Source organism: Metabacillus hrfriensis (assembly GCF_030127205.1).
Classification (GTDB): Bacteria; Bacillota; Bacilli; order Bacillales; family Bacillaceae; genus Bacillus_P; species Bacillus_P dongyingensis.
In genome coordinates, this window is the sequence record NZ_CP126116.1 from 2,117,329 (window position 1) to 2,133,964 (window position 16,636).

Sequence of the window (16,636 nt, forward strand, 5' to 3'; positions counted from 1 at the left end):
TAAGAAGAGTCCTTACTCAAGGACATGGAAAATAAATGTGACAATGATAAGTCAATTATCACAATATTTTTCACCATTGTTACAAATATGTAAAACTAGATTCATTGTATTGTTGTTCCTCTAATAATAGAATGGAAATGATAAGTTAAGGAGGTGCCATAGAATGAACAACAATGAAATCTTTGTAAGTCTAGACATCGGTACATCCAGTGTTAAGGTTATCATCGGTGAAATGGCAGATGATAATTTAAACATTATAGGTGTAGGGAATGTGAAATCTGAAGGATTAAGAAAAGGGTCGATCGTTGATATTGACGAGACCGTTCATTCTATTAAAAAAGCGGTGGAGCAGGCAGAAAGAATGGTTGGCATACCGCTTAAAAGAGTCGTAGTAGGGGTGACTGGCAATCACGTTCAGTTGCAGGATTGTCACGGGGTTGTTGCAGTTTCAAGTGACAATCGTGAAATTGCTAATGAAGACATAAGAAGAGTGATTGAAGCAGCTCAAGTAATGTCTATACCTCCTGAACGAGAAATAATAGATGTTATTCCTCAGCAATTCATAGTCGATGGTCTTGATGAAATCAGCGATCCGCGCGGAATGATTGGTGTCCGTCTTGAGATGGAAGGCACCATTATTACAGGATCTAGAACGATTTTACATAATCTGCTTCGCTGTGTTGAAAAAGCAGGTCTTGAAATAACGGATATTTGCCTGCAGCCGCTTGCATCAGGAGCTGTTGCATTATCAAAAGATGAAAAAAATCTCGGTGTAGCATTGGTTGATATTGGAGGGGGATCGACGACGATTGCTGTCTTTGATCAAGGTCACCTGCAAACGACGAGCGTCCTTCCAATTGGCGGCGAGAACATAACGAAAGATCTTTCAATCGGACTTCGCACAACCACTGACGAGGCTGAGCGCATTAAAGTGAAACATGGACATGCTTTTTATGATTATGCTTCTGAAGAAGAAGTGTTTGAGGCTGCGATTATTGGCACAGACCAAAAACAGCAATTCAATCAGCTTGAAATATCTGATATTATAGAAGCTAGACTAGAAGAAATGTTTGAACTCGTTTTACACGAGATTAAGAGACTGGGTGTAAGAGACTTGCCTGGCGGATTTGTTCTGACTGGTGGAACAGTCAGCATGCCAGGAGTTCTTGAGATTTCCCAGGCTGTTCTGCAAAATAACGTTCGCATTGCAAGCCCAGATTATATTGGTGTAAGAGAACCTCAATATATGACAGGCGTAGGCTTGATCCAATTTGCTTATAAAAATGCGAAGATTCAAGGCAGAAGCATCAGTTCGAATGTTGTTCCTGATAAGCTTGAGAAAACGTCTCAAAGAGAACCTCAGCAGCATCAGCAGCAGCGTTCAAAACCAAAAGAAAAAGAAGAGAAAAAAGAAAGCAAAGTAAAAAAATTCTTTGGTTACTTCTTTGAATAACCTGCATCAAGAGGAAGTCATTCGATGGATTAGGAGGATTTTGTATGTTGGAGTTTGAAAGCAATATTGATGGAATGGCAACAATTAAAGTTATTGGGGTTGGCGGCGGAGGAAACAATGCTGTTAACCGTATGATAGAACACGGTGTTCAAGGAGTAGATTTTATTGCCGTGAACACGGATGCACAAGCACTGAACCTATCTAAAGCAGAAACAAGAATGCAGATTGGTTCTAAGCTGACAAGAGGTCTTGGCGCCGGTGCAAATCCTGAAGTTGGAAAAAAGGCGGCCGAAGAAAGCAAGGAGCAGATTGAAGAAGCTTTAAGAGGCGCAGATATGGTCTTCGTTACAGCTGGAATGGGCGGAGGAACAGGAACTGGAGCAGCTCCAGTTATTGCCCAGATCGCTAAAGACTTAGGCGCTTTAACTGTAGGTGTTGTCACTCGTCCGTTTACGTTTGAAGGACGCAAGCGTGCAATGCAGGCAGCAGGCGGAATTTCTTCTATGAAAGAATCAGTTGACACATTAATCGTGATTCCTAATGACCGTCTACTTGAAATCGTAGATAAAAATACTCCTATGCTTGAAGCTTTCCGTGAAGCGGACAACGTTTTACGCCAGGGTGTACAAGGTATTTCTGACTTGATCGCTGTACCTGGACTTATTAACCTTGACTTTGCGGATGTTAAAACAATCATGTCCAATAAAGGTTCTTCATTAATGGGTATTGGTGTTGCAACTGGAGAAAGCAGAGCTGCAGAAGCTGCTAAGAAAGCAATCTCAAGTCCGCTGCTTGAAACATCAATTGATGGTGCTCAAGGTGTCCTAATGAACATTACAGGCGGATCTAACTTAAGCTTGTACGAAGTTCAGGAAGCTGCTGATATTGTAGCAACTGCATCTGATCAAGATGTTAACATGATTTTCGGATCTGTTATCAATGAAAACTTAAAAGATGAAATTGTCGTGACGGTTATTGCGACTGGTTTCAATGAAGTTGAAATCAACCACAGCAAACCCGCTTCAAGACCTTTTGGGAATAATACATCGCCAAAACCTATGCCAAAGCCTCGCGACGTAAGAGAAATGAAGCGTGAGCGCGAAGAGCCTGCACAAGAAATGACAAACCGTTCAATGCAGCAAGGTGAAGATACACTCGATATTCCAACATTTTTAAGAAATCGTAATAAACGCAGATAAAATATCAGAAGACCTGGTCCACTAGACCAGGTCTTTTTTTGCCTGAAATTCTCTTCCATCAGCTGCCCGCCCTTTCTTGGCCTTCCCTTATAGTCTCAAACACTGGCTGTCTATAGAACTATGCTGTCCGCTTAACGATACTTTAGTATGAAAGACTTCTTCATAATCTCCTCTGATTGTGGTCCTTAAGCCTTCCTCTCTCCCATCTGAATATCTCATTTATGGATAAAAAAGGAAATATTAATCATTTTAATCTCAACTTAAGATCCTCCTTTTCAAATAGAGAAATTTACCCACTTCAAAATTCCATAAATATCCTTATTAAACCTATATAAAACCTCATTTTTGCAAGATCAAAAGTTTTTGGTGGAATATCATTTGGACTACAGAAGAAAAGAAGAAGCTCCTACTTTTTCATCGTTTTTGGAAAATTAAGAAAAATCTTACATAAAATGACAAAATCATCAGAATACTTTCATTAAATTATTGATAACAGCCTAGTCCTGACAAAGAGATCATGGGAAGGGGGATATGTTTCAATCATTTTAAATTTAAAGGGGGAATTTTAGGAATGCGGAAGAAACATGTTAAACTGCTCAGTATTTTGTCAATTTTTATCCTGCTTCTCACAATGCTTGCTCCGGGTGTTTCAACAGCAAGCTCAAAATCTGGAGTCAGCACCTCTGTAAAAGACCAGAAAAACATAGTGGCTGGGAAAGTCTCCAAAAAATTGTCTCAGGCATTCGAAAAAGATGAAAAAGTAACGTTTCTCATAAAGTTAAAAGATCAAGTTGATACGGGTAAAGTGGCTAAAGATGCGATGAAAGAAGCAGCTAAAGATAAAGACTCCAAAGCCCAGGCAAAATATGAAAAACGTTCTGCTGTTGTCTCTTCGCTAAGAGCAAAAGCGATTGAAACACAGCAAAATCTTAAAACATACTTAACTAAAGAAGTGAAAGCTGGCAATGCGAAAGGTATTCAATCGTTTTACATCGTAAATGGACTGGCTGTAACTGCTACGGAGGAAGTGATGGAGCAGGTTGCAGCATTTCCTGAGGTAGAAAAAGTGCTTCCAAATGAAATGCGGCAATTACACACTGAGTCCGCCAAAAAAGAAAAGGCTGTCCAAAAGTCAGTGGAATCTAAAGCGGCGCAAGCAAGCACAGAATGGAATATCGACCAAATTGGCGCACCTGCTGCCTGGGAAATGGGCATCGACGGGAGCGGAACAGTTGTTGCTTCCATTGATACGGGAGTTCAGTGGGATCATCCGGCATTAAAGGATAAATACCGGGGTTATAACCCTGCAGCACCTGAATCACCTGATCATGAATTCAGCTGGTTTGATGCTACTGCTGCCCAATCAGCTCCATATGATGATCAAGGTCACGGAACACATGTTACAGGTACGATGGTAGGGGCTGAACCAAACGGAAGCAATCAAATTGGCGTAGCTCCTGGTGCAAAATGGATAGCTGTTAAAGCATTTACGGCAGATGGCGGATCAGATGCAGATTTATTGGCAGCTGGAGAATGGATTATTGCCCCAAAAGATGCTGATGGCAATCCCCACCCGGAAATGGCGCCTGATGTTGTCAACAATTCATGGGGCGGAGGAGCTGGACTTGATGAATGGTACAGGCCAATGGTCCAAGCCTGGCGTGCAGCTGATATTTTTCCGGAATTTTCAGCTGGAAACACGACTTTATTCAATCCTGGAGGACCTGGTTCAATCGCCAATCCAGCAAACTATCCGGAATCCTTTGCTACAGGAGCGACTGACATAAATAATCAATTGGGTACATTTTCTCTGCAGGGACCATCACCTTATGATGAAACGAAACCAGATATATCCGCTCCTGGCGTAAATATTCGTTCATCGGTCCCAGGAAGTGCTTATGAAGGCGGATGGAATGGCACATCAATGGCAGGCCCGCATGTTGCAGCTGTAGTTGCGCTGCTTAGACAAGTTGACTCCTCTATTACTGTTGACGAAATTGAGGAAGTACTGACCACAACGGCCACTCCGCTTACTGATTCAACGTTTGCAAGCTCCCCAAACAATGGATATGGTCATGGACTAGTCAACGCATATGATGCCGTTTCCTCTCTTATGACAGGGCTTGGCAAAGTAAAAGGTCAAGTAGCAAAAGAGGGAGAAGATACTGAGGCTCCTGTCTTTTTGCACACAGCTCCAGGTGAAACCTTTGCAGGCATGAATCTGCCGCTCACTATTGCTGTTCAGGATAACGTGAGTGTAACGAATGTCTCACTTCATTATCAGGATAACAGTGGAGATTGGCAAATCGCTGAAGCTCAAAGAATTTCAGGAGATTATCTGGACGGAGTATACGAGGCGGTCATACCTGGCAGTGCGATAACGGAAGGCACAATCGTATACAAATGGAAGGCGGTCGACTTTGGTGCAAACGAAGTCGTTTCTGATGAGTATGAAATTGATGTACAGCCAGGGATTTCAACTGGTTATGAACAGGATTTTGAGTCTGGAGCGCTTGGCTTTACATCTTATGGAACAAAAAACAGCTGGGAGCATGGAGTTCCAATAAATGGACCTGGCAATGCAGCTTCAGGTGAAAACGTATTTGCTACAAATTTAGATGGTGATTATGAAAATGGCGCAAATATGAATTTGCTCATGCCTCCAATTGATCTTCCTCAAGAAGGACAGACATTTTTGCAGTTTAAACAATGGCATGAATTAGAAGCCAGATATGATTTCGGACATGTTTTTGTTTCAACAGATCAGGAAAACTGGACACAGGTATTGCGTGTAAATGGCGTTACAACAGGCTGGATAGATGGACAAGTGGATCTCACGCAATATGCCGGTCAAAGAATTTATGTTCAGTTTAATGTAACGACTGACGGAAGTGTAGTCAAAGATGGATGGTATTTAGACGATGTGAAATTAACAAATACTGCTCTTGAAACACCTAGTAAAGCGGGTCTAGGCATAGATAAAAAACCAGTAAGTGATACAAAAGCCGGAAAAGAGAAGAAAGATAAGGTATATCCTGATAAAATTTCTCCGGCACCATATGTGAAAAAGAGCAGCGCAAGTCAAGAAAATGCAGAGCCGGCAGCACTTCCGCTGCGTGCACAGGTAAGTGTTCTTGAAACAGGGCGCTCAACTTATTCCAGTCTTCAGGATGGAAGCTATGAAATCGTGCACGGTGCCGGATCATTCACCCTGCAGGCGGAAGCTTATGGATATGAATCCGAGACTCAGGCTGTTACTATTGAAAATGATGGTGTAACAGAAGCAAACTTCATTCTGGAAGAAAAGCCTCAGGGTACGGTCAGCGGTACAATAACCAATGAAGTGACTGGAGAGCCAGTTCCGAATGCATCTCTCCTTTTAGTAGAGGATGCTGCCATTACTCCTGTTCAAACGAACAGTGAGGGTGAGTATGCCATTGTTGCTTATGAAGGCGATTATACGCTCAAAGCAATGGCTCCGTCCTATTACGGGGAAGACGTTCAAATTGAAATTGAAGCCGATCAGACAATGATTCAAAATGTAACGTTAAAACCATTCATCGGTTATCCTGGTGAAATCGGGTATGATGACGGCTCTGCTGAAAATGCGCGTGCATTTAATGCTGCAGGCAACGGATGGGCAGTAAAAATGTCCCTTGCTGAAGGAAATGAGCGTGCAATGGTGACGGGAGGATTGTTCCGTTTCTGGGATACTGAATGGCCGGTGCCTGGGGGGACTGAATTCCAGGTAGCTATTTATGATGCATCCGGTACAGACGGTGCACCTGGGAAAAAACTTGCTGGACCGATTGACGCAGCTGCTCTGCGCAACGGAGAATGGACAATGGTGAACTTGCTCGATCAGGGAGTCCTTGTAGAAGGAGACTTCTATATGGTTTATATTCAGACAAAAGCTAACCCGAACTCTCCGGGACTCGCCACAGATGAAAATGGAGAAAATGCCGGACGCAGTTATCAGATGGTCGGAGGAGCATGGTCAGCTTCACCAGCTGAAGAAGGAAATTACATGATTCGTGCAATCGTGAATTATGAAGTGACAGCACCTGAGATCACTTCCCCTAAAGACGGAACATATACGAATCAGGAAAAGGCGGTTGTTGAGGGAAAAGCATCTCCAACAACAACTGTGCATGTATATAATGGAAGTTCTGAAGCTGCTGCAGTACAAGCAGCTGAAAATGGCACATTCCGTGCAGAAGTTACACTGCAGGAAGGGGAAAACGTGCTGACTGCAAAATCCAGTACAGAAGCCGGAATGACAGATGCTTCAAATGCAGTGAAGATTACTCTGGATAAAACGAAGCCGCAATTCACCGTTGAAAATCCTAAAAACGGTGAAAAATTCAATACAGAAGCGTTAACTGTCAGCGGAACAGTGACAGATGAAAACCTTGACTGGATTAAGGTAAATGGACAAAAAGCGTCCGTTAAAGATGGAACTTTCTCTAAGCGGATCCTTCTGGAAAATGGAGAAAATATCATTACTGTTCTTGCTTCTGACAAAGCTTCCAATCGTTTAAAGAAAACAGTAAAAGTATATGTAAAGTATGACGCGCCAATCATTGAAAACATCCAGCCGTCTGCAGATAAATATATTAAATCAGGAGAAAGTGTGAAGATAGAGTTTACTAGTGAAGAAGATCTCGATGCGACATTTGTGCTTCATATGCCGCTCACAAATGCAAGCATCCAAAATGCAACAGAGCTGCCGCTGAGAGAAACGTCTCCTGGCCATTACGAAGGATACTATACAGCGACATCGAACATGAAGGCTGACGGGGCACGGATTGAAGTAATCGCAAGAGATGACTTCGGCAATGAAACAAGAAAGATTGCTGAAGGCAAATTATTCATTAATGGAAAGCAACCGGCGAAATAAAAAGTTTCTAAAGGGAAAAAACTCTTTTTTCTGCAGTGCAGAAAAAAGAGTTTTTTCATTTTTGAGAGGACCATAAACACGAAAAAATGCCATCTTTTTTCATCGACAAATAATCGCGATATCTATCAAAAATACACTATTTTATCGGCAGTAACTGACAGACTTCACCTGTGCGTCTCAGCTATACTATTACTATCCAATCGGACAGTGCCCTTATTTTTCAATGGGCAAGTGAAAACACCTTTGGGGAAAGGAGTTTCACGTGTCAATCTATTTAGATGTTATCTGGTTTTTAAATTTTTCCTTTGATTTACTGCTGCTTCTTCTTACCGCTATTTTATTGAAAAGGAAAATTTGGAAGCTGCGGATTGTGATTGGTGCCCTAATTGGATCGAGTATTATTCTATTGATGTTTACTCCATTTGCTTCTTTAGCGGTTCACCCTTTCGGAAAACTCTTGGTCTCGATTATGATGGTGCTGTCAGCCTTTGGTTTTAAACGGTTTAAATATTTTGCCCAGTCACTGTTTACCTTTTATTTTGTCACCTTTATGGTAGGCGGCGGTATGATTGGGGCCCATTACTTTATTCAGACGGAGATTGGCATTTTTGATGGTATTCTGATGACAAACAAAGGAGGCTTTGGTGATCCGATCAGCTGGCTGTTTGTCTTAATCGGTTTTCCTGCAGCTTGGATTTTTTCAAGGAAACGGCTCGATGATTTAGAAATGAAAAAAATTCAGTATGATCAAATCGTTTCAGTATCAATAAAAATCGGTGATATTTCATTCTGTTTAAAAGGGCTGATAGACAGCGGCAATCAGCTTTATGATCCTATATCAAAAAGTCCCGTTATGATTGTAGATGCGCAGAAAGCAGCTGAATATTTGCCTGATCCCCTTATATCTATTGCCTTACAAGAGGATGTCATGGCAGCACTTGCAGCTTCTGAGGAACCACATCCGCTAGAGAACAGGGTGCGGATTATTCCATTTCGGGTAGTAGGAAAGTCCAATCAATTTTTAATCGGTTTAAAACCAGATGAAGTGATCATCACCACTGCGGATGAGACCATCCAGGTACCTAAAGCAATTGTCGGATTAAACCGAACAAGCCTGTCGCCTGAAGAAGAATATGAATGCATCGTTCATCCGAAGATGCTTCAGAGCGGGTCCATACAAGACGTCTCTTGAGGACCACCCTGTAGTATTTTACTCATAGCATCTGAAAAATAGAAGGGGGAGAACTATGAAAAAACTAAAATTGCATGTGACTTATCTATGGTACAAATTATTAATGAAGCTTGGACTTAAAACAGATGAAATTCACTACATAGGCGGAAGTGAAGCCCTGCCGCCTCCGCTTTCAAAGGATGAAGAAGAAGTCCTGCTCAGAAAGCTGCCAGGCGGAGATCAGGCCGCACGCTCCATTTTAATTGAGCGGAACCTTCGATTGGTTGTTTACATCGCCCGCAAATTTGAGAACACGGGCATCAACATTGAAGATTTAATCAGCATTGGAACAATCGGATTAATCAAAGCAGTCAATACCTTTAATCCTGAAAAGAAAATTAAGCTTGCCACATATGCATCACGATGCATCGAAAATGAAATCTTAATGTATTTGCGCCGCAATAATAAAATTCGTTCAGAAGTTTCCTTTGATGAACCTTTAAACATTGACTGGGATGGAAATGAGCTTCTCCTTTCGGATGTGCTTGGAACAGAGGAAGATATTATTACAAAAGATCTGGAAGCAAATGTTGACCGAAAATTGCTTTTGAAGGCCCTTCAGCAGCTGAATGACAGGGAAAAGCAAATTATGGAGCTGCGTTTCGGGCTTCAAGGGGGAGAAGAAAAAACCCAAAAAGATGTCGCAGATATGCTTGGGATATCCCAGTCCTACATTTCAAGGCTTGAAAAAAGAATTATTAAAAGATTGCGTAAAGAATTCAATAAAATGGTCTAAAAAAATTTTTATCCAATAAAATTCCAATCACTGTATGGTTTTATCCGTTTGTGAATGATTTCACCGCATGGACATGTGCATATTTTTCCCACCTAAGGAGATACTTAACTCTGTACAGCAGCTCCTGTTAGGAGGGAAAGATGTGGCAAGAAATAAAGTTGAAATTTGCGGAGTAGATACTTCCAAACTTCCAGTCCTAAAAAATGAGGAAATGAGAATTTTGTTCAGGGAAATGCAAAGCGGTAAACTATCAGCTAGAGAAAAGCTGGTAAACGGCAATTTACGCCTGGTTTTAAGCGTCATTCAGCGTTTTAACAACCGGGGAGAATTTGTTGATGACCTGTTTCAAGTTGGCTGCATTGGACTTATGAAATCGATTGATAATTTCGATCTTGGCCAAAATGTAAAATTTTCAACTTATGCTGTACCCATGATAATTGGGGAAATCAGAAGATATTTGCGGGACAATAATCCAATCCGCGTATCAAGATCTCTTCGTGATATTGCCTATAAAGCTTTGCAGGTCAGAGAACAATTAATGAGCAAGACCTCAAGGGAACCTACCGCTGAAGAGATTTCCCGGGTTCTAGAAGTTCCTCATGAAGAAATTGTTTTTGCTCTAGACGCTATTCAAGATCCTGTTTCTCTGTTTGAACCGATTTACAATGATGGGGGCGACCCGATTTATGTAATGGATCAGCTTAGCGATGAGAAAAACCGAGATTCTCATTGGATAGAAGAAATCGCTTTAAAAGAAGGAATGAGACGGCTGAATGACCGTGAAAAGCTGATTCTCAGAAAGCGATTCTTTCAAGGGAAAACTCAAATGGAAGTAGCAGAAGAAATAGGTATTTCTCAAGCACAGGTTTCAAGACTTGAGAAAGCTGCAATCAAACAAATGAATAAGAACATACAAAATTAGGACTGTTCATCTGAACAGTCCTTTTCATATTAATATCCTCTGTAGACATACGGATCTTTCGGCTCTTTGATTTTTTTCCATGATTCAGCCTTTAAATAAGGGATTTCAGACTTGAAAGGCTGATAATAAATTGAAGATAACGTACCTTTTACTTGAACCCATTCATCATCTTTTAAATTGACTTCTTCAGGAAGTTCTACAAGCAGTCCGTAAACCCCCGAATCTGCGATGCAGTGTATAATACCGAAACGCAAAACAAAAATCTGATTTTTCTTAATGGATTCTCCCTTAAAAGCAAATCCATCAAACTGAATGGTTTTATCTGTAAACTCACCCGGAAACTGATAAATCGTTTCAAGCGCCTTTAAATAATTTACATCATTTAATTGAATGGAAGACTGTTTAGAATATTTTCTCAGTTCCTCATGCATTAAATCATAATGTCCCTCTTTCCCATAATAAACACTTGTATCCGGCATTAAATATTGATTACGTGAAAATTCACCGGAATTTTCGATGTTTTGAAAGGTAAAGCCTTTTGCTTTAACAATAGTAGAATCCAATTTGGCAATCGGAAAAAAGAAACCTGCAATTAACGGGTATATAAAAACGCAGCTGAGTAAAAATCTGCCTATACTGGACGGTTTATCATGATGGTGATCATGATGGCAGCAGTTTGTTTCACATTCCCCTTCTTCAGGTGTTTTAAAATAAGTATAGGCCTGAATGGCAGTGAAGAGGGCAAAAATGAAAATTGCACTATAAGACAAGTATGCATACTTCATATTAATATACTTTGTAATATTTCCAGAAGCATGAAGGTGAAAAAAGAAATAAGTAAATGCCATTAACAGCAAGATTCGGAACAATGTGATAGATCCTCCTTTAGATAAGCAGTGAGCCAATCAGCACTAAAATTGTGATATAGGCTATTAATGTAAAAACAAATTTTTTCTTGAAAGCATCAAGCATCATAAGCATATTTTTTATATCGATCATAGGGCCGTAAACTAAGAAGGCAACAATTGATCCTGTTGAAAAAGTGCTTGTAAATGAAGATGCAATAAAAGCATCCGCTTCTGAACACAGAGATAAGATAAATGCCAGGCCCATCATGACGGCTGACGAAGATACTTCATTTTGTCCTATCGCAAGCAAGGTAGATGTCTTAATAAATGTTTGCATCGCAGCCGCAATGAAAGCTCCAATAATTAAGTATTTTCCCACTGAGAAGAATTCATCGACAGCGTGCTGCAGGGCTCCCAAAAGTTTTTGAAAGAAATGAGGTTCACCTATTAAATCATGATTATGAACATCTAGTGTTTTTTTCTCTAAAAGCTGTTGACTATTATACTGAAATGAGATAATCAGGCCGACTATAATGGAGACAATGATTGCAAGCCCTCCGCGATAAAGCATAATGTCCCAATTATTGCCGAATGCAACATAGGTTGAAAATAAGACAATTGGGTTAATAACTGGCCCAGTCAGCATAAACGCGATTCCCATATGCAAGGGTACTCCTTTTAAAATAAGCCTTCTGACAATTGGGATAATCCCGCATTCACATGCAGGAAATAATGCGCCAATAAACGTACCATAAAGAACAGAAAGAAAACGGTTTTTAGGAATGAATTTAGAAACCATCTGCTCTGTAATGAAAATTTGGATGATGCCGGAAATAAATACTCCCAAAAGTACAAAAGGCATTGCTTCTATTAAAATACTTATAAAAATGGAATTCATTTGAAAAAAAGCTTGTTTTGTCACTTAAAATCCTCCGCTTTGAACGATAATTATCATTTTGATGCACTGAATTATATCATAATATTCTTAATGAAAAGCTTGTATCAAAGGAATAGGATAAAAAGCTTGAATAGATTGATGAAGTAACATCATATAGTTAAAGTAAGAACAGGGGGCGGTTGCGATGATGAATATCTCTGAATTTCAAACGAAAGATGTTGTCAATGTTTCAGATGGCAAGAAGCTTGGGATTGTATCAGATTTCGATATAAATGTAACAACAGGGAAAATTCAGGCAGTGATTATTAGCGGAACTGGCAAAGTGTTAGGTTTTTTTGGGAAAGACGAAGAACTGGTTGTTCCCTGGAGAAATATCGTGAAAATTGGAGAAGATGTTATATTAGTGCGTGTAAATAGGGAGATAGACCAAAATAATGAATTAATTTAACAATCTTTCTGTCGGAATGGGAAAGATGTGGTAAAATATAGTCGTGTATAACGAAACATGCAGCAATCTGTAAAGAAAAGGAATGAACATTTATGACTCAGCAGCCGTTTCAACTGCAGCATGAAACTTATTTGAACAGCCCGATCTGGGAAAAATTAAATGATGAGCTTGTTGTCGGTTTTACAACCAAAAACGGCGGGATAAGCTGCGGAGATTTCCACTCGCTGAATCTTGGCCTGCATGTATTGGACAAACCAGAAAATGTTGTTTTAAATCGAAGACGATTAGCAGATGAGCTGAACTCACCTCTAGAAAACTGGATTTGTGCCGATCAGGTCCATGACAGCAGCATTTATAAAGTAAGTCAATCAGATAGAGGCAAAGGTATACTTGATTATGAATCTGCAATCCGTGCAACGGATGGCCTGTATACACAAGAAGAGAATTTGATGCTTGCTCTTTGCTATGCAGACTGTGTTCCTTTGTATTTTTATGAACATGAAAAAAAGCTGATTGGAACAGCACATGCCGGCTGGAAAGGCACTGTCAAAGACATAGGCGGTAAAATGATCCAAACATGGATAAAGGACGAAGAAGCTGACGCTGCCTCCATCTATGCAATAATTGGTCCCTCAATCGGACCCTGCTGCTATGTGGTTGACGATTACGTTATTGAAAAAGTCAATCAAGTTATACGGACTACTGATGCGCTGCCATATCACGAAGTATCTGCAGGTCAGTATTCTCTAGATCTAAAACAGCTGAACAAACAATTGCTGATTCATGCAGGTGTGAAAGAGGACCGGATTTTGACGAGTTCTTTATGTACAAGCTGTGAATCATCCAAGTTTTTTTCACATCGCAGAGACTCAGGATCGACTGGGAGAATGTTCAGTTTTATCGGTTTAACGAGGAGGCGCAAGCAGCTATGAGTGTAGCAGACAACTTAAATGAAATTAACGCCCGAATTGAAAATACATGTTCTAAAATAGGACGAAATCCTAATGAAATTCAAATCATTGCAGTTACTAAGTATGTAGATATAGATCGTGCAAAAGAAGCGTTAAGTGCTGGCATCAGTCATCTTGGAGAAAACAGGAATGAAGGGCTCAGCGAAAAATATACAGCAATAGGATCAGAGGCTAAATGGCACTTTATCGGAACACTGCAGACTAGAAAAGTGAAGGAGATCATCGGGAAAGCAGATTATATTCATTCCCTTGACAGAATTTCACTGGCAAAAGAAATCAGCAAACGTGCCGATAATAAAATAGACTGCTTTATCCAGGTAAATACATCAGGCGAAGAATCTAAGCACGGTATGGCTCCAAATGAGGTTTTGCCATTTGTTAATGAACTCGGCAGCTTTCCATACATAAACGTAGCAGGATTAATGACAATGGCTCCTAATACAGATGATACAACTGTTTTAAGGCAATCATTCGCCAGATTAAGGGAATTAAGTGAAGAAGTAAGAGCGCTTAACTTGCCTTACGCCCCGTGCAAAGAGCTTTCAATGGGCATGTCGAATGATTTCGAGATTGCGATTGAAGAAGGCGCAACCTTCATACGTATAGGCTCTGCCCTGGTAGGATAAGAAATCGGAGGTGTCAGAAGTTGAGTATTAAAAATAAGTTTAAAAGCTTTTTTGCCTTGGATGATGAAGAGTATGAGTACGTTGAACAGGACCGCTATCAGGAAGATGACTATGAGGATGAGCAGCCGTTTGCCGCAAAACCGCAGACTAAACAGAATGTTGTAAGTTTGCAAAGTGTTCAAAAATCATCTAAAGTGGTTTTATGCGAGCCTCGAGTATATGCTGAAGCTCAGGATGTAGCCGATCAGCTTAAAAACCGGCGCGCGGTTGTAGTGAACCTGCAGCGTATTCAGCATGATCAGGCAAAACGGATTGTAGACTTTTTAAGCGGAACTGTGTACGCTATAGGAGGAGACATTCAAAAGATAGGAGCAAATATTTTTCTTTGCACTCCTGATAATGTGGATGTCGCAGGATCTATATCTGAAATAGTAACTGAAGAAGATCAGAGGTGGTAAATCTAGATGGGCATAGTGGCTGATGTATTATTTACATTATTGCAGATTTATTCGTATGCGATTATTATTTACATTCTGCTTTCATGGTTTCCGAATGCAAGAGAAAGCGGTTTTGGCCAATTTTTAGCTAAGATTGTTGAACCTTACCTGGAGCCATTCCGCAGATTCATTCCGCCGCTTGGAATGATTGATATTTCCCCGATTGTGGCGCTTCTTGCCTTAAGATTTGCGGGATATGGGCTGAATTCCATTTTCAGCATGATTGGATAAGATTGTCTTACAAGTGCCGTTTATCGGCACTGTTTTCATTTTAGAATGGTTTGGAGCTGTATGAAGTGAACCATGTTTATCAGCATTTTAGACAGGAAGAGCGTCATTTCATTGATCAGGTGATGGAGTGGAAAGAAAATGTTCTGAATCATTACAGTCCTAAATTGACTGACTTTCTTGATCCAAGAGAGCAGGAAATGGTTCAGGCTGTTGTCGGTTCAAACGGGGAAGTAAATGTCATATTTTCTGGTGATGGCATGGAGAGGAAGCGTGCTCTTCTTTACCCTGATTACTTTACACCTTCCTTGGATGATTTTCAGTTATCACTGATCGAAATTCAATATCCGGTTAAATTTATCTCTCTTGAACATCGCCATATTTTAGGGTCACTTATGTCTCTGGGATTGAAACGGTCTAAATTTGGAGATCTTTTGTTCTTCGGTGAGCGGATTCAGCTTGTGGCTGCAAAAGAAGTTGAGGATTTTATTTTAATGAATGTGACCGAAATCGGCAGAGCAAAGGTTTCCCTTCGGAAGCTTGACTGGAGTAAGAGAATTCCGAATCATGAAGAAATCCAAGAACAGTCTGCAACTGTCAGCTCATTAAGGGTAGATGCTGTTGCAGCTTCTATTTATAATGTTTCCAGACAAAAAATCGGCTTGCTCATTCAGAATGGGCATGTAAAAGTAAACTGGAAAGTCATTCAGCAGACATCCTTTGAATGCCGCGAGGGTGACACCATTTCTGTCCGAGGTTTTGGGAGATCCAGGATTTTGTCGATTGACGGCAGAACAAAGAAGGATAGATGGAAGCTGACTATTGGAAAACAAAAATAATTTTAGGGAATTAGCAGGAATTTTGACCTTTTTGTCAAATAATGAATTATACTGTTTTAAAAGAAACGTTACATTCAATACTCATAATGGAGGTGGCAGAAGTGCCCTTAACACCGTTAGATATTCATAACAAAGAATTCAACAAAGGCTTCCGCGGCTATGATGAAGATGAAGTGAACGAATTCCTTGATCAAGTGATAAAAGATTATGAAATGGCGATTCGCGAACGCAAAGAACTTGAATCAAAAGTAGGCGAACTGACTGAGAAGCTTGGTCATTTTGCAAACATTGAAGAAACTCTTAACAAATCGATTCTAGTTGCTCAGGAAGCAGCTGAAGAGGTTCGCCGCCACGCTCAAAAAGAAGCGAAATTAATTGTAAAAGAAGCAGAAAAGAACGCAGACCGCATCATTAATGAATCACTGTCTAAATCAAGAAAAATTGCAGTTGAGATTGAAGAACTCAAAAAGCAGTCTAAGGTTTTCCGCACTAGGTTCCAAATGCTGATTGAAGCACAGCTTGATCTTCTTAAAAATGACGACTGGGATCATTTATTAGAGTATGAAGTGGAAGCTCTTTACGAGGAACGCGAAGAATCTAAAGTGTAATCTTGACTTGCGTACATAGTTTCACATATAATACGATCACTACTACAATTATTATCATATAAAAAATTAAAACGATGAGAGGGAGAGTAGCTCATTTTAACCTTTTTAAGCGAGCCGGAACTGGTGGAAGCCCGGCAAAGGAGAATGAGTGAAGATCACCCTTGAGTTTTTTGCTGAAACAAATTGAAAGTAAGCAAAGACGCGTTATTCACGTTACGAATCTTGAGAGGAT

General features: G+C 40.3%; 15 protein-coding genes and 1 other annotated feature (1 of these 16 cut by a window edge). Of the genes, 13 read left to right on the top strand and 2 right to left on the bottom strand.

Annotated features, from left to right (window positions below; translation table 11 throughout):
• Positions 1-163: 163 nt before the first annotated feature.
• From ftsA to sigG, 6 genes are all read left to right on the top strand, one after another.
• Complete coding sequence (gene ftsA / locus QLQ22_RS10545; RefSeq protein WP_284016590.1) at positions 164-1,453, top strand: cell division protein FtsA; 1,290 nt, start codon at positions 164-166, stop codon at positions 1,451-1,453.
• A 44-nt stretch (positions 1,454-1,497) separates the two neighbouring features.
• Positions 1,498-2,652, top strand: a complete 1,155-nt coding sequence (ftsZ, locus tag QLQ22_RS10550; RefSeq protein ID WP_223442094.1) for a cell division protein FtsZ — start codon at positions 1,498-1,500, stop codon at positions 2,650-2,652.
• A 571-nt stretch (positions 2,653-3,223) separates the two neighbouring features.
• Entirely contained in the window at positions 3,224-7,552 is a 4,329-nt protein-coding gene (locus QLQ22_RS10555) for a S8 family peptidase (RefSeq protein ID WP_284016591.1), read from the top strand.
• Between the two features lie 262 nt (positions 7,553-7,814).
• On the top strand, positions 7,815-8,744 hold the full coding sequence (gene spoIIGA, locus QLQ22_RS10560) for a sigma-E processing peptidase SpoIIGA (RefSeq protein ID WP_223442101.1): 930 nt from the start codon (positions 7,815-7,817) through the stop codon (positions 8,742-8,744).
• 55 nt (positions 8,745-8,799) lie between these two features.
• Positions 8,800-9,519, top strand: a complete 720-nt coding sequence (sigE, locus tag QLQ22_RS10565) for an RNA polymerase sporulation sigma factor SigE (protein ID WP_223442104.1) — start codon at positions 8,800-8,802, stop codon at positions 9,517-9,519.
• Between the two features lie 67 nt (positions 9,520-9,586).
• Positions 9,587-10,441 carry an RNA polymerase sporulation sigma factor SigG gene (sigG, locus tag QLQ22_RS10570; RefSeq protein ID WP_284016592.1) on the top strand — a complete coding sequence of 285 codons (855 nt, stop codon included), beginning with the start codon at positions 9,587-9,589 and terminating at the stop codon, positions 10,439-10,441.
• Positions 10,442-10,470: 29 nt separating this feature from the next.
• Here sigG and QLQ22_RS10575 read toward each other — a convergent pair whose 3' ends face one another.
• Positions 10,471-11,310 (bottom strand): TIGR03943 family putative permease subunit, encoded by an 840-nt coding sequence (locus QLQ22_RS10575; protein ID WP_284016593.1) that lies wholly within the window; start codon positions 11,308-11,310, stop codon positions 10,471-10,473.
• Positions 11,311-11,326: 16 nt separating this feature from the next.
• Complete coding sequence (locus QLQ22_RS10580) at positions 11,327-12,187, bottom strand: permease (RefSeq protein WP_420828863.1); 861 nt, start codon at positions 12,185-12,187, stop codon at positions 11,327-11,329.
• A 184-nt stretch (positions 12,188-12,371) separates the two neighbouring features.
• On the opposite strand from QLQ22_RS10580, the gene QLQ22_RS10585 reads away from it, so the two are divergent.
• The 7 genes from QLQ22_RS10585 (at position 12,372) to QLQ22_RS10615 (ending at position 16,404) form a co-directional block, all read left to right on the top strand.
• Positions 12,372-12,635 carry a YlmC/YmxH family sporulation protein gene (locus QLQ22_RS10585; protein ID WP_133311249.1) on the top strand — a complete coding sequence of 88 codons (264 nt, stop codon included), beginning with the start codon at positions 12,372-12,374 and terminating at the stop codon, positions 12,633-12,635.
• A gap of 92 nt (positions 12,636-12,727) precedes the next feature.
• The gene (pgeF, locus tag QLQ22_RS10590; protein ID WP_223442114.1) at positions 12,728-13,567 is read left to right on the top strand and encodes a peptidoglycan editing factor PgeF; all 840 of its coding nucleotides are present in this window, start codon (positions 12,728-12,730) and stop codon (positions 13,565-13,567) included.
• The gene (locus tag QLQ22_RS10595; protein ID WP_223442116.1) at positions 13,564-14,232 is read left to right on the top strand and encodes a YggS family pyridoxal phosphate-dependent enzyme; all 669 of its coding nucleotides are present in this window, start codon (positions 13,564-13,566) and stop codon (positions 14,230-14,232) included. Before pgeF ends, QLQ22_RS10595 begins: the two co-directional genes overlap by 4 nt.
• 20 nt (positions 14,233-14,252) lie before the next feature.
• Complete coding sequence (locus QLQ22_RS10600) at positions 14,253-14,690, top strand: cell division protein SepF (protein ID WP_223442118.1); 438 nt, start codon at positions 14,253-14,255, stop codon at positions 14,688-14,690.
• 6 nt (positions 14,691-14,696) lie between these two features.
• Positions 14,697-14,960 (top strand): YggT family protein, encoded by a 264-nt coding sequence (locus QLQ22_RS10605; RefSeq protein WP_223442120.1) that lies wholly within the window; start codon positions 14,697-14,699, stop codon positions 14,958-14,960.
• Positions 14,961-15,025: 65 nt separating this feature from the next.
• The gene (locus QLQ22_RS10610) at positions 15,026-15,796 is read left to right on the top strand and encodes a YlmH family RNA-binding protein (RefSeq protein ID WP_223442123.1); all 771 of its coding nucleotides are present in this window, start codon (positions 15,026-15,028) and stop codon (positions 15,794-15,796) included.
• Between the two features lie 101 nt (positions 15,797-15,897).
• On the top strand, positions 15,898-16,404 hold the full coding sequence (locus QLQ22_RS10615) for a DivIVA domain-containing protein (protein WP_070879099.1): 507 nt from the start codon (positions 15,898-15,900) through the stop codon (positions 16,402-16,404).
• A gap of 65 nt (positions 16,405-16,469) precedes the next feature.
• Positions 16,470-16,636 (top strand) — a binding site (T-box leader); it runs 59 nt beyond the window's last position.